The 15,477-nt window shown below is 67.2% G+C and carries 20 protein-coding genes; 12 read left to right on the top strand and 8 right to left on the bottom strand.

The features are described 5' to 3' along the window. A partial coding sequence (locus tag BM175_RS18275) for an integrase core domain-containing protein (protein WP_139224698.1) occupies window positions 1–291 on the top strand: 291 nt, incomplete at its 5' end. Between the two features lie 363 nt (window positions 292–654). Beyond that, window positions 655–1,053 carry a DUF1761 domain-containing protein gene (locus tag BM175_RS18270; RefSeq protein WP_090965602.1) on the top strand — a complete coding sequence of 133 codons (399 nt, stop codon included), beginning with the start codon at window positions 655–657 and terminating at the stop codon, window positions 1,051–1,053. A 21-nt stretch (window positions 1,054–1,074) separates the two neighbouring features. Here BM175_RS18270 and BM175_RS18265 read toward each other — a convergent pair whose 3' ends face one another. After that, on the bottom strand, window positions 1,075–2,046 hold the full coding sequence (locus tag BM175_RS18265; RefSeq protein WP_090965600.1) for a DUF808 domain-containing protein: 972 nt from the start codon (window positions 2,044–2,046) through the stop codon (window positions 1,075–1,077). Window positions 2,047–2,179: 133 nt separating this feature from the next. Between BM175_RS18265 and BM175_RS18260 the strand changes: the two genes are divergently transcribed. Beyond that, window positions 2,180–2,617: a pyridoxamine 5'-phosphate oxidase family protein gene (locus BM175_RS18260; protein ID WP_090965598.1), complete on the top strand. Its 438-nt coding sequence runs from the start codon at window positions 2,180–2,182 to the stop codon at window positions 2,615–2,617. Between the two features lie 70 nt (window positions 2,618–2,687). Here the strand turns inward: BM175_RS18260 and BM175_RS22805 are convergent, their stop codons facing one another. The 4 genes from BM175_RS22805 to BM175_RS18245 all read right to left on the bottom strand — a co-directional run bounded on the left by BM175_RS22805 (window position 2,688) and on the right by BM175_RS18245 (window position 6,176). Beyond that, complete coding sequence (locus BM175_RS22805; protein WP_175526908.1) at window positions 2,688–2,831, bottom strand: hypothetical protein; 144 nt, start codon at window positions 2,829–2,831, stop codon at window positions 2,688–2,690. Between the two features lie 210 nt (window positions 2,832–3,041). After that, window positions 3,042–3,290, bottom strand: coding sequence for a hypothetical protein (locus BM175_RS18255; RefSeq protein ID WP_139224697.1), 249 nt, complete (start codon window positions 3,288–3,290; stop codon window positions 3,042–3,044). A gap of 82 nt (window positions 3,291–3,372) precedes the next feature. Continuing rightward, window positions 3,373–4,038 (bottom strand): helix-turn-helix transcriptional regulator, encoded by a 666-nt coding sequence (locus BM175_RS18250; protein WP_090965594.1) that lies wholly within the window; start codon window positions 4,036–4,038, stop codon window positions 3,373–3,375. Between the two features lie 86 nt (window positions 4,039–4,124). Continuing rightward, on the bottom strand, window positions 4,125–6,176 hold the full coding sequence (locus BM175_RS18245) for a hybrid sensor histidine kinase/response regulator (protein ID WP_090965592.1): 2,052 nt from the start codon (window positions 6,174–6,176) through the stop codon (window positions 4,125–4,127). Between the two features lie 269 nt (window positions 6,177–6,445). On the opposite strand from BM175_RS18245, the gene BM175_RS18240 reads away from it, so the two are divergent. Then, window positions 6,446–6,652, top strand: a complete 207-nt coding sequence (locus BM175_RS18240; protein WP_139224696.1) for a hypothetical protein — start codon at window positions 6,446–6,448, stop codon at window positions 6,650–6,652. A 68-nt stretch (window positions 6,653–6,720) separates the two neighbouring features. Here BM175_RS18240 and BM175_RS18235 read toward each other — a convergent pair whose 3' ends face one another. After that, window positions 6,721–7,125: a host attachment family protein gene (locus tag BM175_RS18235; RefSeq protein WP_090965589.1), complete on the bottom strand. Its 405-nt coding sequence runs from the start codon at window positions 7,123–7,125 to the stop codon at window positions 6,721–6,723. A gap of 384 nt (window positions 7,126–7,509) precedes the next feature. After that, entirely contained in the window at window positions 7,510–7,803 is a 294-nt protein-coding gene (locus BM175_RS18230) for a hypothetical protein (protein WP_090965587.1), read from the bottom strand. Window positions 7,804–8,099: 296 nt separating this feature from the next. Here BM175_RS18230 and BM175_RS18225 point away from each other — a divergent pair, with 296 nt between their 5' ends. The 8 genes from BM175_RS18225 (at window position 8,100) to BM175_RS18190 (ending at window position 14,200) form a co-directional block, all read left to right on the top strand. Then, entirely contained in the window at window positions 8,100–8,534 is a 435-nt protein-coding gene (locus tag BM175_RS18225) for a curlin (RefSeq protein ID WP_090965586.1), read from the top strand. A 49-nt stretch (window positions 8,535–8,583) separates the two neighbouring features. Further along, entirely contained in the window at window positions 8,584–8,973 is a 390-nt protein-coding gene (gene csgH / locus BM175_RS18220; protein WP_090965585.1) for a curli-like amyloid fiber formation chaperone CsgH, read from the top strand. Window positions 8,974–9,037: 64 nt separating this feature from the next. Next, on the top strand, window positions 9,038–9,451 hold the full coding sequence (locus BM175_RS18215; protein WP_090965583.1) for a curlin: 414 nt from the start codon (window positions 9,038–9,040) through the stop codon (window positions 9,449–9,451). A gap of 203 nt (window positions 9,452–9,654) precedes the next feature. Beyond that, the gene (locus tag BM175_RS18210; RefSeq protein WP_090965581.1) at window positions 9,655–10,434 is read left to right on the top strand and encodes a DUF1796 family putative cysteine peptidase; all 780 of its coding nucleotides are present in this window, start codon (window positions 9,655–9,657) and stop codon (window positions 10,432–10,434) included. A 110-nt stretch (window positions 10,435–10,544) separates the two neighbouring features. Next, a complete protein-coding gene (locus BM175_RS18205; RefSeq protein ID WP_244546067.1) occupies window positions 10,545–10,868 on the top strand; it encodes an HNH endonuclease in 324 nt (107 codons plus the stop codon). A gap of 73 nt (window positions 10,869–10,941) precedes the next feature. Further along, a complete protein-coding gene (locus BM175_RS18200) occupies window positions 10,942–11,400 on the top strand; it encodes a MarR family winged helix-turn-helix transcriptional regulator (protein WP_139224695.1) in 459 nt (152 codons plus the stop codon). Between the two features lie 113 nt (window positions 11,401–11,513). Next, window positions 11,514–13,109 (top strand): MFS transporter, encoded by a 1,596-nt coding sequence (locus tag BM175_RS18195; protein ID WP_175526909.1) that lies wholly within the window; start codon window positions 11,514–11,516, stop codon window positions 13,107–13,109. Between the two features lie 35 nt (window positions 13,110–13,144). Further along, window positions 13,145–14,200: an HlyD family secretion protein gene (locus tag BM175_RS18190; RefSeq protein WP_090965573.1), complete on the top strand. Its 1,056-nt coding sequence runs from the start codon at window positions 13,145–13,147 to the stop codon at window positions 14,198–14,200. A gap of 28 nt (window positions 14,201–14,228) precedes the next feature. Here the strand turns inward: BM175_RS18190 and BM175_RS18185 are convergent, their stop codons facing one another. Next, a complete protein-coding gene (locus BM175_RS18185; RefSeq protein WP_090965571.1) occupies window positions 14,229–15,344 on the bottom strand; it encodes a matrixin family metalloprotease in 1,116 nt (371 codons plus the stop codon). Window positions 15,345–15,477: the final 133 nt, after the last annotated feature.

The following is a 15,477-nucleotide window of genomic DNA, read 5'->3' as shown; positions in this document are numbered from 1 at the left end:
GTCGGCGCCAGGACCGCATTCATCGAGCCGGGCAGCCCTTGGGAGAACGGGTACTGCGAGAGCTTCAACTCCAAGCTTCGGGACGAACTCTTGAACGGCGAGATCTTCTACAGCCTTGCGGAGGCGCGCATCGTCATCGAAGGTTGGCGTCAGCACTACAATACCAAACGCCCGCACTCGAGCCTGGGTTACCGCCCGCCGGCACCAGCCGTCGTGCCGTGGCCGGCTGCGCCACCCCAACCCGCTTCGCCGGCCATCTTAAACGTCGCCGGCAAGCCCACCATGCATTAGATTTGAACCGGGCCACCTGTTGGACGCAGGCCAGTATGACTTCTCCGCCTCTGCGGACGGATGTCGCTGCTGGATGAATTCCAAGACCCGGTCGGCTATGCGGCAGACAAGCGTCTGCGCACCAGTTGTTTCCTTCGGTCGAGGCTTCCCCAAAGGATCGAGGCCTCCCTGACGCTCCACATCGAGCGCACCTCCGCCGGGCCAACGGATGCTCTCGGTCCGGACAGGGTTCAAAGCCGGCCATTCAGGATCCAGCTTGGGCTGCCGAGTCTCCGGCAACCGACCATGTGCAAGATCGTGCCGATCGCACCGAGGGATCGCTTGGCCTCCCAACGCAGTTTCCACGCATTAAGGGAGCGCCCGATGGTCTATATCCTGCAGAACCTCTTCCCCATCCTCGCCGCTGCCGTCGCCGGGTTGCTGTTGGGCCTCGTCTGGTGGAAGGCGACCGATGGTTCGGCGGCCAGCGGGAGGCCATCCGGACGCTTCCTTGCCGTCGCCTTCGTGGCCGAGTTCTGGCTGGCCTGCATCCTGGCGGGCGCACTGATCCTCGCACCGCCGGAGGCCGGAACCTGGGTGATGGCGATCGGCACGCCGATCGTGATCTGGGTCGGCTTCGTGCTCCCCGCGCTGGTCGTCAGCTTCGGGCGGCGCGCCGTGCCGGGACGAACGATCGCGGCCGAAGGCGGGCACTGGCTCGCCGTCATGGTGCTGCAGGCCGTCGTCCTCCAGGCGATCGGCCTCACGCCGCCGCCGACCTGACAGCGACCGTCAGGCGCCCGGCTAGGAAGCGCGCCGGTTCCTGACTGCAGACCAGAGCGGCGCGACGACCTTTCCGACGATCGGGATCAGCGCGAAGCCGAAGACGAGGCCGACAATCCCCGACCCGACGGCGGTGACGATCCACTGCATCGCGCCGGCCGCCGCAGGGACGGCGTTGCCGACCGCGACCGCGGCGTCGTGGACGAGATGCTCCGGGGCTGCGAAGCCGAAGGTCGCGAGGCTGTGGACGATGATCCCGCCGCCGACCCAGACCATCGCAGCCGTTCCCACGACCGCCAGCGCCTTGAGAAACCCCGGCATGCCGCGCACGAGACCGCGCCCCATTGCCGCGAGCAGGCCGGTTCCGCGCCGGGCGAGTGCCAGTCCGGCATCGTCCGCCTTCACGATCAGCGCCACGGCCCCATAGACCGCTGCCGTGATGCAGACGGCGACCAGCGCCATGATCACCGCCTGCATCCAGAACGTCGTCGCTTCGAGGCTCGAGAGGGTGATCGCCATGATCTCGGCGGACAGGATGAAGTCCGTCCGGATGGCGCCGGCGATGCGCTCGTTCTCGAGCGTCACGGGGTCGACGGCGGTGGCGGTCGACGACGCCTCGTGGGCGTGCGCCTCATGCGGCACGACCATCTCGTAGATCTTTTCGGCGCCCTCATAGGCGAGATAGAGGCCGCCGACGAAGAGAAGCGGCGTGATCGCCCACGGGGCGAAGGCCTGCAGCAGGAGGGCGATCGGCAAGAGGATCACCAGCTTGTTGAACAGGGACCCGCGCGCGATGCGCCAGACGATCGGAAGCTCGCGGTCGGGCTTGAAGCCGACGACATATCGCGGTGTGACCGCCGCATCGTCGATCACCACGCCGGCCGCCTTGGTGCCGGCCTTGGCGGTCAGGGCGGCGACGTCGTCGAGGGACGCGGCCGCGACCTTCGTCAGGGCAACGACGTCATCGAGAAGGGCAAGAAGGCCGACGCTCACGTGCGCTCGCTCCGGTTGTCGTGTCCGGCGGGCATATGGGGCCGGACCGCGTGCAAGGAAGCCGTCGAGACCCCGATCGGCGGAGCCAGGTGGCCGGTCGTGCGTTGCCCTCGTCTCAACAGGGGAGACCAAGATGGCCGACATGACGCTCAAGGACATTTCCGACGCAATGGCCGACATCGACTTCTGCATGCTGTCGACCCACACCGAGAACGGCGACATCGCGGCGCGTCCGATGTCCAACAACGGCGACGTGGCCTATGAGGGCGACTCGTATTTCTTCACCTACGAGGAAGCCCGGACAGTGTCCGATATCGAGCGCGACCCGCGGGTCGGTCTCGGCTTCCAGGGCAAGAAGGGTCTCCTCGGACGGCCGCCGATGTTCATTTCGGTGGAAGGACGGGCCGAACTGATCCGCGACAAGGCGGCCTTCGAGGCGCACTGGACGAAGGATCTTGAATACTGGTTCAAGGACGGCGTCGACACGCCGAACCTCGTCCTGATCAAGGTCCACGCGACGCGCATCCACTTCTGGAACGGCCAGGACGAAGGCGAGGTACCCGTGCGATAAACACGATACCGGGGCGTTGCAGGAACCATCCGGCGCGCCGAGGGCGCCGCCGGATGGTCGATCCCGAGAGTTACTCGGGCGTCTGCGCCGGCACGATGCCGCCGGACGGGGTCGAGTTCTTGCCGGTCGGCGCCACGCGCCCGGGGCTGGCCGACTGGCAGCCTGCCACGGCGAGGGCCGAAATCAGCAGCGCGGTGATGGTGAAGGCTTTCATGGTCGTCTCCGTCATGTCCCGACGCTGCAAAGGCCCGGAAATGAGCGCTTCATGCCTTGCGGGTCCGTAGCCCCTCAAAGGTCTTCGCCGTCCGCTGGTTCCCAAGAACGGCTGGACGTATGCGGGACAGGGGGACGCCGGGATCGAGCACACGTGGTGTCAGCCGATCGCCCGCACGACGGCGGGGTCGATCACGGGCGCGGATGACCGCTAGTGCCGGACCTGCCCGAGCATGGAATGCAGAATGAGCTCGGCCGAATTCCGAACGTCGGGGAACTCGTGGATCACGCTGATCCTCAGGATTTCGAGAGCGAGTTCGCAGACGTCGACAGCCGCATCACCGCTCTGGACCCGCGGGCGAGCGACGGTGCGCGGCATGGTCCCGGGTTCCGCCAGCCGGAGCGACTGGATGCTGGTCAGGTCGGGGCTCATGTAGCGGCAGCTGCGCCGATGTCGCATGGATCGTCCTTCGCGTTGTCCACCGACGTTCTTCGACCGGAACGCGGGTGTTTGAAAAGCCCGATCCGGCCTTTGCGTATTTCTACGTGCCGCCTCGCCCGCCGCCGGCCGCCCGGTCCAGGCGTCCGCCGTCCGTCCGCGTCAGGCGCCTCGCCGTGCCGATGGCGGCCGCGTGCGCCGTGTTGCGCGCGCCGATCTTTTCGCGAAGCTGCGCGATCTGCGTCTCGATCGTGCGGAACGAGACCTTGGTCAGAAGGCCGATTTCCTTGGCGGAGTAGCCGGACGCCAGGAGATCGAGAAGCTGTTCCTCACGAGGGGCGAGTTGTTCTTCCGTGAACACGCGAAGCACCAGATAGGCTTGAACGAGGGTGACGTTGAGGGAGCCGACCTGGATGATCAGCTTGTCGTAGACGGCGACATGATCCTGGATCGTCGCCTTGAGGTGGAACACGGTCGGCGTGCGGCTCGCCATCACATCCAGCATCGGACGGATCACATCCCGCGCGATGAAGGGCTGGTCGGGATAATCCCGCAGGCGCTCCAGACTTCCGCGCACGTTCATCGTCTCGATCGAGCCGAGCGAGCGGAAATCGAGGGGATCGGCCGGCGACGTGTCGGTGATCCACAAGTTGTGGTGCGCGCTCTCCTCGAGGGCGAGTTTCGATCCGATCCGCTGGATGTTCGCCAGAGAATCAAGTTGCCCGGCGGCGTGCTCTTGCAGAAGGAGCGGGATCAGGTTCTTTCGCACCCCGGCACTTTATCCGAGCACGATGATGCACGCTAGAGTTTAGCGGCTGGGGGCGCCGTCACCTCGTGGCTTGATAAGAAAACGCTTCAATCGCCGACCATGCCCTGGATGCGGTTCGACAGGCCAGTCATGTCGAAGGGCTTGGTGACGACCTGCATGCCGGGATCGAGATGGCCATCGTTGAGAACGGCGTTCTCGGCATACCCGGTGACGAACAGCACCTTGAGACCGGGGCGCAATTCCCGTGCGGCGTCGGCGACCTGACGCCCGTTCATGCCATTCGGCAGGCCGACATCGGTGACGAGAAGGTCGATCGAAGCGCCCGAGCGAAGCGCCTCCAGCGCCTCGACCCCGTCCTCGGCTTCGATGGCGGAAAACCCGAGGTCCTCGACGGCATCGACCACCAGCATGCGCACCAGCGGCTCGTCGTCGACGACGAGGACGGTCCGGCCGGCATTGTCGCCACGGTGCAGGGTGATCGGGGCGACCGCCTCGATCGCCTCCTCCTCGTCATGGCGCGGGAGATAGATGCAGACGGCGGTTCCGACGCCCACATCGGAGCGGATGCGGACCTGCCCGCCGGACTGGCGGGTGAAGCCGTAGATCATCGACAGGCCGAGCCCTGTTCCGACGCCGATCGGCTTGGTCGTGAAGAAGGGGTCGAAGGCGCGCTCCACGACGTCGGCCGTCATGCCGGTACCCGTATCGGTCACGCACAGCGCGAGATAGTCGCCGGGCGAAAGGTCGGTTTCGAGCGCCGCCTGCTCGTCGAGACGATGGTTGGCGGTCTCGATCCGGATGCGCCCGCCGTCGGGCATCGCGTCGCGCGCGTTGATGCACAGGTTGAGGAGCGCGTTCTCGAGTTGGTTGGGATCGACGAGCGCCGGCCAGAGCCGGGGCTCAGGCCGCGTCTCCACCGCGATCTGCGGACCAACGGTTCGGCGGACGAGGTCTTCCATGCCGGCGACAAGCCGGTTCACGTCGGTGGGCTTTGGCTCCAGCGTCTGGCGACGCGAGAAAGCGAGGAGGCGGTGCGTCAGGGCGGCCGCCCGACGCGCCGCCCCTTGCGCCCCGACGACATAGCGGTCGAGCTCGCCGACGCGGCCCTCGCGGATGCGCGTCTGGATCATGTCGAGCGAGCCGGAAATCCCGGCCAGGAGATTGTTGAAGTCGTGCGCGAGACCACCGGTCAGCTGACCGACGGCTTCCATCTTCTGGCTCTGGCGCAGCGCCTCCTCGGCGAGGCGCAGCGCCTCCGCGCGCTCCCTCTCCTCGGTCACGTCCCGCCCGAAGGCGTAGGTCACGTCGCCGTTCGGGATCGCCACCCAGGCGATCGAGCGAACCGATCCGTCCTTGTGACGGTAGCGGTTGACGATCCGCGGCGAGCCGCCCTTCGCCGCCAGAAGATAGGCGTCGACCGTCTCCTGATGGTCGCCGGCCAGCACGAACTCGTTGACGTGGCGTCCGACGAGCTCATGCGGCTCGTAGCCGAGAAGCTGCGTCCAGGCCGGGTTCGCGCGGTGGAAGACGCCCTTGGCGTCGATCACCACCATCAGGTCCGGCGAGGCGGTCCACATCAGGTCGCGCTCGGTGGTCCGCGCCTCGACGAGCCGCTCCAGCGTCTCGTTGGCCGTCCGCAACTGGCTCTGGCTTTCCATGAGCGCCTGGTCCGAAAGCACGCGCGCCGTCGTCTCGTTGGTGAAGATGAACAGCCCGGCGACCTCGCCGTGCGCATCGAGGACGCGCGAATAGGAGAACGACCACCACGTGTCGCGCACACCCCGGTCCGTATCGAGCGTCCAGGGCAGGTCGACGAAGCGCTGGCTGCGCCCCTCGAAGGCCGCGTCGATGATCGGCTTCGCCTGCGTCCAGGCGTCCGCCCACACCTTGTCGAAACGCTCGCCCATCGCCCAGGGCAGTCGCGGCCCGAGGAGCGGAAAATAGGTCTCGTTGAAGAAGAAGCTGAGATCCGGCCCCCAGGCGAGGATCATGGATTCCGGCGAATTGAGGATGAGGCTGAGCGCGGCGCGCAGCTCGCTCGGCCAGCCCGCGATCGGCCCGAGCGGATGGTCGGACCAGTCGCGCTCGAGGATCATGCGCGAGGCGGCGCCGCCGCCGGCCAGGAATGCATCGGACATGCTCAAGTCGTCGGTCCATGAAGGTGACGGCGCCGCACGCCAACGCGCCGCCCTGCCGATCGAGCCGGTCGGAACGAACGGCACTGCCCGAAGGCTTAGCCGAACTCGTACGCGGCGAACAGCATGGCTTTGGTCTGTCTCGAGCCGGCCAAGGAAGGAAACACCTGTCGCTGCCGCACGCGTCCTAGGCCGCGATGGCCGCGGACTTCATGAACGGAACCAACGGTCGCTGCGATCGTCCTTCTCGGGAGCCATTCAAGGAGCCGACAATGTCGAACACGATCAATCAGCCCGGTCAGGATCTGCCGGCGCCCAACCTGCCTGGTCAGGGAGACCGCGACGTCGTCGGACGCCCGGATGTGAGCCCCGGTTTCGGCAACGACCTGCCGACGAAGCCCGTCGGCCCCAATCCCGCGGGCGAGCCCGATCCGACGCGGCTGGGACCCTCGGTTCCCGGCATGCCCGGCAGCATCTGATCCCCGAGCGGACATCGGAGCCGGTGCGCAAGCCCGGCCCCGATGCGTATCCGAACAAACGCCAGCGATCAGGCCGACGCGATCGCCTTCTCGATGTCGGCCGAGGTCTGGCCCGTCAGGTCCTTCGACAGTTCGCCGACAAGGGCCTCCTTCAGCTTCACATGGTAGTGCTTGCGCATCTCGCCGAGCGCGCGCGGCGCGGCGACGATGATGATGTCGGAAATCTTGCCGGCGATCGCTCGCTTGTTGAGGACGTCGACGACGCCCGCCACGAAGCCGTCCTCGTCCTGCGTATCGTCGTCGGGATTGGCCGCGCTGCTCGTGTGGCCGCTGCCGCCGCTCTTGTTGTCGGTGTTGATGTCACCCATCGGCAGGGCGTTCAGCTTGGGCGACGCCGCGTCCCCGCCGTTCTCGAACAGGCTGAGCTTCTGTCCGTCGACCACCGCGACCGTCGCGCCCTTGGGAATCTGCATCACTGTCTCCGTTCGTCGCAGCGGACGATCCGCTGCCTGTGGAGGATCGCAACGCTCGAACGTCGGGGAAGGCTCCCGGCGCCGATGGACCGCAACCCCTTATCCCCGGATGACCGTGCGGCCGCGACGGATCTGCCACCAAAGCAGCGGAAAGAACCCGAACTGCAACGTCATGATCGACATCAGGACCACGATGGAAAACCCATCCTGCGGCTAGCGCTCGAGGCCATCTTCAAAGTCGACCGCCCCCCGTCCGCTGCAGCTCCCACCACTTTTAGACGCCGAAGACGTGAAGGGCGAGCATTACCGCGCCTGAGAGGATCAGCCGGGCGATGCTGACGATCGCGATCCCGTCGCGCCCTGCATTCGTCGTGCCGCCTCCCCTCACCCCGCCCCCCGCTTCATCCAGGGCGGCGGCTTCCATTGCGCCAGGTCCTGCCGGTCCATCTTCTCGATCATGACATATCTGGCGCTCTCGGCAGGCGTCCGGCACCAGGCACAGCGCCATCGCAGGGTCTCGATCTCGGCGGACGGCGCGATGTAGCCGACGAAGTCCTGGGCGCGATAGGTGACGCGCTTCCCGCAGGACCGGCACTCGATCACGATCCCAAGGCGCCGCCGGCACCCTTCGTCGAAGCTGCGGATCGGCTGGACCACGGCGTCAGCCGGCCGGCCCATGGCGCGCCCGCTCCGGCCGGGCGTGCGGACCGTCCTCCGCCCCGACTGGTTCCTCGTCCCCCGCACCATTCCACGAGCGTCCGCACGTCGCCGGCATTCCATCGCCTCCGGAATCGATTCCCAGAATTGGAACAAAATAGGAACGAATGCGCCACCGCAAGCGCCGATGCGAGACGCTCTCGGATGGCTCCCTGAAGGCGTGATGAATGCGCCCTTCAGAACGGGTTCCGGCGGCGGGGCGCACAAAGGGGGCGTCGATACCCCGAGCCCCCTGGGCTCCTACCGGAGACGTTCCCATGGTCCGCCAGTCCCTCGCCGCCGCGCTTCTCGCCCTTGCCGGCCTTTCCGCGGTCGCTCCTGCCCACGCCAACGACGTGCGCATCGATCAGTACGGCTGGTCGAATGCGGCCGGCGGTGCGCAGACGGGCTTCCGCAATCGCATCCGCGTCCAGCAGGACGGCGTCTCCAACCGCATCGGCGCCCATCAGCGCGGCGACCGGAACCTCGCCGCCATCGGTCAGGACGGGCGCTACAACGACGCCGCCACCTACCAGCGCGGCAACGGCAACGCGGCCGGCATCGGCCAGTTCGGCTCGCACCACACCTCGATCCTGACGCAGGACGGCAACGGCAACATTGCGGCCGGGGTGCAGGTCGGTCGCGGCTGCGAGGCGAACGTCGCCCAAGGGGGCAGCGGCAACGTCGCGGCCTTCGTCCAGGCCTGCGACTGACCGCCATCCACGCCCCGTCACGAACCCGCCGCCGAACAGGAGCCACGCCATGCCGTCGATCCCATCCGCCACGCGCCGCGCCGGCGCGCTCCTGCTGGCCGCCGTCGCCTCCTTGGCGGCGGCGGGGCTGACCACGGCGGCCCCGCGCGAGGCCGGGCCCGCGCGCTGCGAGATCCGGCTCGATCGCACCGGCGGATCGGTGACGCTCACCGCGCTCGCCCATGCCGACAAACGCATGGCCGGTCGATACAGCCTCCGGGTGCCGGGAGCCGGCACCGACATCCGGCAAGGCGGTCCGTTCGAGGCCGCACCCGGCCGAACGACGACGCTCGGCACCGTCTCGCTCAGCCTCTCCGGCGGCAGCGCACGCGCCGATCTCGATCTCGATGTCGAGGGCGAGACGCTGTCCTGTTCGCAACGCATCGGCGACGGGATCTGATGCCCGCGCACGTCCCGTCCAACCCTGCTATCTGCCCGCGACAGGCGGGCCACCGGAGATCGCCATGACCCGCCCTAAACTGCCCATCATCGCCATCGCCCTTGCGCTCGGGCTTGCTGCGCTCGGGCCCCTTGCCTCGCCGGCCGAAGCCGGCGGCCGCGTGTCCTGGACCTATGCGCCGTCCGGCCGCGAGGCCGGCGGGGCACTCGCAACGGGGCTTCGCCTCTATTCGATCTACAACGACGTGCGCGACGGCTCGATCCGCCAGACCGGCCGCGACAACGTCGCCGGCCTCGTGCAGCGCGGGCGCGGCAATCTCGGCCTCGTCGAGCAGCGCGGTACTGGCCATTCCGGCACCTTGGAGCAGGACGGCAACCGCAATGCCTACGGCCTCTTCCAGTTCGGACGGGGCACCGACGACCACATCGTCCAGCGCGGCAACGGCGGCAGCGGCGCGACCTTCAGCTACGGCTGGTGATGGCTGTTCGCTTCGGTGGCGTCCCGGGGCGAAGAGTTGTCGGCAGTCTAGCGTCCATTCGAGGCGGACGACGGCGGGGCTATGCGCGAATACACACCACAACCTGAAGGTTTGCGCACAACTTTCTGTCCGAATGCACGGTGCGGGTCTTCTTTCGACCCGAGAACGCAGTTAGCGTCGAGAGGTCAAACGAAAGTCATACCTTGTCCTTCGACGCGCATCGTTTCGAGAGCCTCGGCGCCAACTGCGAGTTCGGCTTCTTTCTGCAGGATCATGGAAACCACGAGACCTCCCTGTTCAAATGGGCGGAGGTGATCGGCATCGACGGGCTGACCCGCCTCCTGCGGAACGACTTCGAAGCGATGTTCGCCTATGAGAACGTGGTGCCGTTCAACGCCAGCATGGTGTTCGATCGCTCCTACTGGATCGCCTGGCATTCCAAGATGCAGGCGGAAGCCGCCGATCCCACGAAGCCGCTGAGCCGGATGAACGCAAGGTTTTCGACACCCGAGCCCGAACGTCGAAAGCTCTGGAATGACCAAAACGCCAAACTCCAGCACTTCGTCGGCAAGCTGAGGCAGGGACTTCGCACGGGCGAGCGCATCTTCGTCTACAAGCCCCGGCTGCAGGATGCCGTGACGGAAGAGGAGATCGTCACGCTCGGCAGAACCTTGCGGTCCTTTGGCAGCAACACCCTTCTTGTGGTGACACTTGCTGAGCGTCCGGATGACGTGGGAACCGTCCGCAGGATCGAAGCCGGCCTTCTGCGCGGGTTCATTGACCGTTTTGCGCCGGGAGACCGGGCAAATGACTATTCCGGCGAGGTCTGGCTGCGGCTGTGTCGAGCGGCGCTCGAAGATGTCGATCGAGGTGCGGCCACCGAACCAGCGCCCAGCGTCACGGCATCCATTCCAGGCAAGGCGAAAAGTTCCGCCGTCGCAAAGGCGCTTGCCCGTCTCCGTCGCTGGACCGGATTGCGCTAGAACGGCTCGGCGAACCGGCGCTGCCAATCGCGGCCTGCGTCCGCTCGCCCCATTGAAGGGCTCGTCCAACGCCGCATCTCGCACGGAAGAACGGCGAGGATGGATCGACGGTGGCGAGGAAACGGCGGGACGAGGAGGTTGTCGAGCCACCGGCGGACATGGCTCCGCAGGCCTGCTGGCTCTGCGGCCGGCCGCTCGGCGCCCGGGTCGAATGGCATCATCCGGTCCCGAAAAGCCGTGGCGGGCGCGAGACCGTGCCGGTCCATCCGATCTGCCACCGGACGCTCCACGCCTATTTTACGAACACCGATCTCGAGCGGCACGCCGAAGGCGGCATCCCGCTCGCGTCCAACCCAGACCTTGCCCGCTTCCTGAAATGGATCGGCAACAAACCGCCTGACTTCCATGCGCCGACGCGCAAGGCGCGCGCCTGACACCGGATACCGGCACGGCAGAGACGGGAAACGATCTCTTGCTTATTGGTAGGGTGCTATCTATATTGTGTCGATGACGTCGATCGACCCCGATCTGAAGGCGGACTTCGCCGAAACCCTCGTGAAGAACGGGCGCAAGCTGCGCACGCGCTTCAATGCCGAGGTCGTGCGGCACGGGTTGACCTATCCGCGCGCGCGGGTCCTTGCCGTCCTCGCCGAGCGCCAGCCGCTGCGCCAGACGGAACTTGCGGCCGATCTCGAACTTGAGGGACCGACCGTGGTTCGCCTGCTCGACGGCATGGAGGCGCTGGGACTGATCGTGCGCCGCGCCGTACCGGGCGACCGGCGCGCCAAGCATGTCGAGCTGACGGAACACGGCTCGAGGCAGGCGGAGGTCGTGGCCGCGATCTCGGCGCGCCTGCGCGACACGATCCTGTCGACCTGCGAGGCGGCCGACGTGCAGACCGCGCTGAAGGTCCTGCGCAACATCGCCTCGGTTCTGGACGCGCCAGCGGAAGGGGATGGAGCATGAGCGACGACGCCAGCGCCCTGCGGGCGACCGCGCAGGTCGGCGGCCCTGCACCCGCCGACATCATGCCGGATGGATCGGCGGCGGCCGTCGCTCCGCGCCGCCGCGGCCAGCCGATGCCGGCGCCCGCGCCCTTCGTGCCCAAGCCAGCCTGGCTCGCGGCCCTCTACATCCTCGCCTCGACTCTGATCGCGATGACGCAAGGGCTCGGCCTCAACCTCGTGACGGCCAACCTCTACCAGATCCAGGGGCCGCTCGGCGCCTCGCTCAACGAGACCGTGTGGCTCTCGGCGGCCTATCTCGCGCCCAATGTCAGCCTGACGCTACTGCTCACCAAGATGCGCGCGCAGTTCGGCCTGCGCATCTTCGCGACCTATGCGATCGTCGCCTTCGTCGCGGTCGCCTCGCTGCATCTCGTCGTGGACGACATCCAGTCGGCGATCGTCGTGCGCTTCTTTGCGGGCGTCGCCGCCTCGCCGATGTCCTCGCTCGCCTTCCTCTATATGCTGGAGTCCTTCCCCCCGGAGCGGAAGATGACGATCGGCGTCAGCCTGGCCATGACCAACCTTTCGATCGCCGCCCCGCTCGCGCGGGTCGTCTCGCCGACGCTTCTCGATCTCGGCGGCTGGAACGGGCTGTTCCTGCTCGAGACCGCGCTAGCCCTCGTCAGCTTCGCCTTCATCCGTCTCCTGCCGCTCAACTCGCCGCCGAAGACGCCGGTGATCGAGCCGATGGACGTGGTGAACTACCTCTTCATCGCCGTCGGCCTCGGCTCGCTCGCCGTGGTCGCGACGGTCGGCCCATTCTACTGGTGGTTCGAGGCCCCCTGGATCGGCGGCCTGCTGGCGCTCGGTCTCGCCAGCCTGACGGTCGCCGTCGTGGTCGAGCTCAACCGCTCGAACCCTTTAATCGACATCCGCTGGATCACCTCGAAGGAGATCCTGCATTTCGCCGGCACGCTCCTCCTCTTCCGCCTTCTCCTGTCGGAGCAGGCGAGCGGGGCCACCGGCTTCTTCCAGGTGCTCGGCCTCAAGAACGAGCAGATGACGGTGCTCTATCTCGTGATGATCGGCGCGGCGATCGCGGCCGGCCTCCTGTGCACCGTGATCGTGCGTCCCGGCCGGGCGCCCTACATCCATATCGCGGCGCTGTCCTGCCTGATCGTCGGCTCGTATCTCGACTCCCGCGCGACCGTCCTGACGGGTCCGGAACAGATGTATCTCAGCCAGGGGCTGATCTCGGCGGCAGGCGTCCTCTTCCTGCCGCCGGCGCTCGCCGTCGGCTTCGGCTCGGCGATGAAGCGCGGGATGAACTACATCCTGTCCTTCCTGATCGTCTTCCTGACGACGCAGTCGCTCGGCGGCGCCATTGGTTCGGCCCTCTTTCGCACCTTCGTGACGATCCGCGAGAAGTTCCATTCGAGCCAGCTCGCGGAGAACATCGTCCTGTCCGACCCGATCGTCGCCGCGCGCATCACGCAGACCGGCGCGGCCTATGCCCGCGTCCTGCCGGACGCCGCCCTCCGGCAGGCCGAGGGACTGGCGACGCTCGGCACGCAGGCGACGCGGCAGGCCAATATCCTCGCCTACAACGACGCCTTCCTGGCCGTCTCGATCCTCGCCTCGGTGGGGCTCGCCGTCCTTCTCGTGCATCTTGCCGTCATCCACCTCAAGCGCTGGCGCGCCGGCCCGGCCGACGCGCAGACCGCCTGATCCGACCGTTTCCCCGTTCTTCCGAAGCCCGATCGATGAAACTCCGCTCCCTGTCCACCCTCTTCGCCATCACGGTCGGCCTCGCCGGCGTCGCGCTGGTCCTCTACGCCTGGCGCCTGCCGCCCTTCGCCACCAGCATCGAGACGACCGACGATGCCTATGTCCGGGGCCAGGTGACAGTGATCGCACCGCAGCTCGCCGGCACCATCGTTGAAGTCGCGGTGCAGGATTACGAGAGCGTGACCGAGGGGCAGCTCATCGCGCGGATCGACGACCGCATCTTCTCGCAAAGGGTGGCGCAGGCGCGCGCGACGCTGGCGGGCCAGAAGGCGCAGCTCGCCAATTCGCAGCAGGGCCGGCGGTCGGCTGAGGCCAAGGTCGCGGCAAGCGAGGCGGCGGTCGCGAGCGCGCAATCCGCTTTCGACACGGCGACCGCCAACTTCGCCCGCATCGCGCCGCTGGCGAACCAGGGCTACGTGCCCGGCAGCGACCTCGACGTGGCGACGCGCACGCGCGACCAGGCCGCGGCCGCGCTCGACCAGAGCAAGGCTTCGCTCGAAGTGTCGCGGCAGGACCTGCAGACCGTGATCGTGGCGCGCCAGTCGCTGGAAGCCGCCGTGGAGGGGGCGGAAGCCGCCGTGCGGCTGGCCGAGATCGACCTCGCCAACACTCGCATCCTCGCGCCCAAGGCCGGCCGCCTCGGCGAGGTCGGCGTCAAGCTCGGCCAGTTCGTGCAGGCTGGTACCCAGCTGACGAGCCTCGTGCCCGCGGCGGTCTGGGTGGTCGCGAACTTCAAGGAAACGCAGTTGCCGGGCATGACTGTAGGACAGCCCGTCCACTTCACGGTGGACGCACTTCAGGGCACGCGCCTGTCCGGCCGCGTCGAGCGCTTCGCGCCGGCCACCGGCTCGGAATTTGCCGTGCTCCGTCCCGACAACGCGACGGGCAACTTCACCAAGGTGGCGCAGCGCCTGCCGGTGCGCATCGCCATCGACCCCGGCCAGCCGGCGGCGGAGAACCTCGTGCCGGGCATGTCGGTGGTGGTGCGGCTCGACACGGCGGCCGAGGCCGCGGTGCCGAGCCCGAACTGACGAAAGCGCAAAGGCTCGCGCGCGGCGCTCAGGCGAGCGCGGCGACGTCCAGGGGAGCGGTGCCGACGCCGAGGAGCGTGATCGTGCCCCCGCCCGACAGGGTGAGCACCTCCGAGCCGTTGACCTGCGCTGTCGTGTAGGTTTGGCCGGACAGGACCAGCCGGTCGCCTTCCGCCGCATTGAAGTCGACGATCACGTCGTCGCCCTGTCCGGCTTCGAAACTGAAGACGTCCGCGCCGGCCCGGCCCGCGAGCCAGTCGTTTCCGAAGCCACCGACCAGCGTGTCGTTGCCGAGGTCGCCCGAGACGAGGTCGTCGCCCCGGCCGCCATAGACGAGATCGTCGCCTTGTCCGCCATAGACGGTGTCGTTGCCGAGATCGCCGTAGACCGTATCGTTGCCGAGGTTCCCCGCGACGGTGTCCTGGTCGCGGCCGCCATAGACGACGTCGTTGCCCTGCCCGCCGAAGATCTGATCGTTGCCCTGGTTGCCAGAGATCAGATCATAGCCGGCATAGCCGAAGAGATTGTCCGCGCCCTCGTAACCGTAGACCGTGTCGTTGCCCGACGCGCCCATGAGGAGATCGGAAGCCGAGGTCCCGTAGACGAGGCGACCCACTTCCGGGGCGGGCCCGTACAGCGCCTGGATCGCAGCCAGATCCGCGTTGGAGAACGACATGTAGGCGCTGGCGATCGGATACATGATCGAGGCCGGATCATCGGAGTGCTCCAGCCCGATCGTGTGGCCGATCTCATGCACCATCATGCCATAGAAATTGGATCCGCCGGGAACGAACGGGCTCCAGGTCTCCGCACTGTCGACGGCGATCTCGGCGTGGGTAGTCACCGACCCTTGGTAATACCAGACGGCCTGACCAATAGTGCCGCCGCGCCCGTCGATAGCGTCCAACCCGACCTGAATGTCCGCAGGGCCGCTTCCGACCTCGACGAAGTCGATCGCGGCAACCTTCTCCCAAGCATCGAACGCCAGACGCACAAGGCTGCGATAGGCCTCGGACGCGATGATGTCGTCATAGGCGTAGTATCGCGACCCGGTGACGTCGAAACTCCAGGTCACGGTGCCGGCCGGCGTTCCCGCCAAGCCGGAGTCACCCCATTTCGTTCCGGTCAAGGGAGTGGCGGCCATCGTCGGATCCTCGTTGCTTCGGCAACCTTCCCCAACGGAAGGTGGGGGACGTTTCTGGGATGCTCTGTATCAGACGACTTCCATATGACTCCATGAAATCGTGCCCGATCCTTGTGATGCCATAAATGTGAAC

The sequence above is a fragment of the Aureimonas phyllosphaerae genome, assembly GCF_900113065.1.
Taxonomy (GTDB): Bacteria; Pseudomonadota; Alphaproteobacteria; order Rhizobiales; family Rhizobiaceae; genus Aureimonas; species Aureimonas phyllosphaerae.
This window is presented reverse-complemented; position numbering and strand designations above follow the sequence as displayed.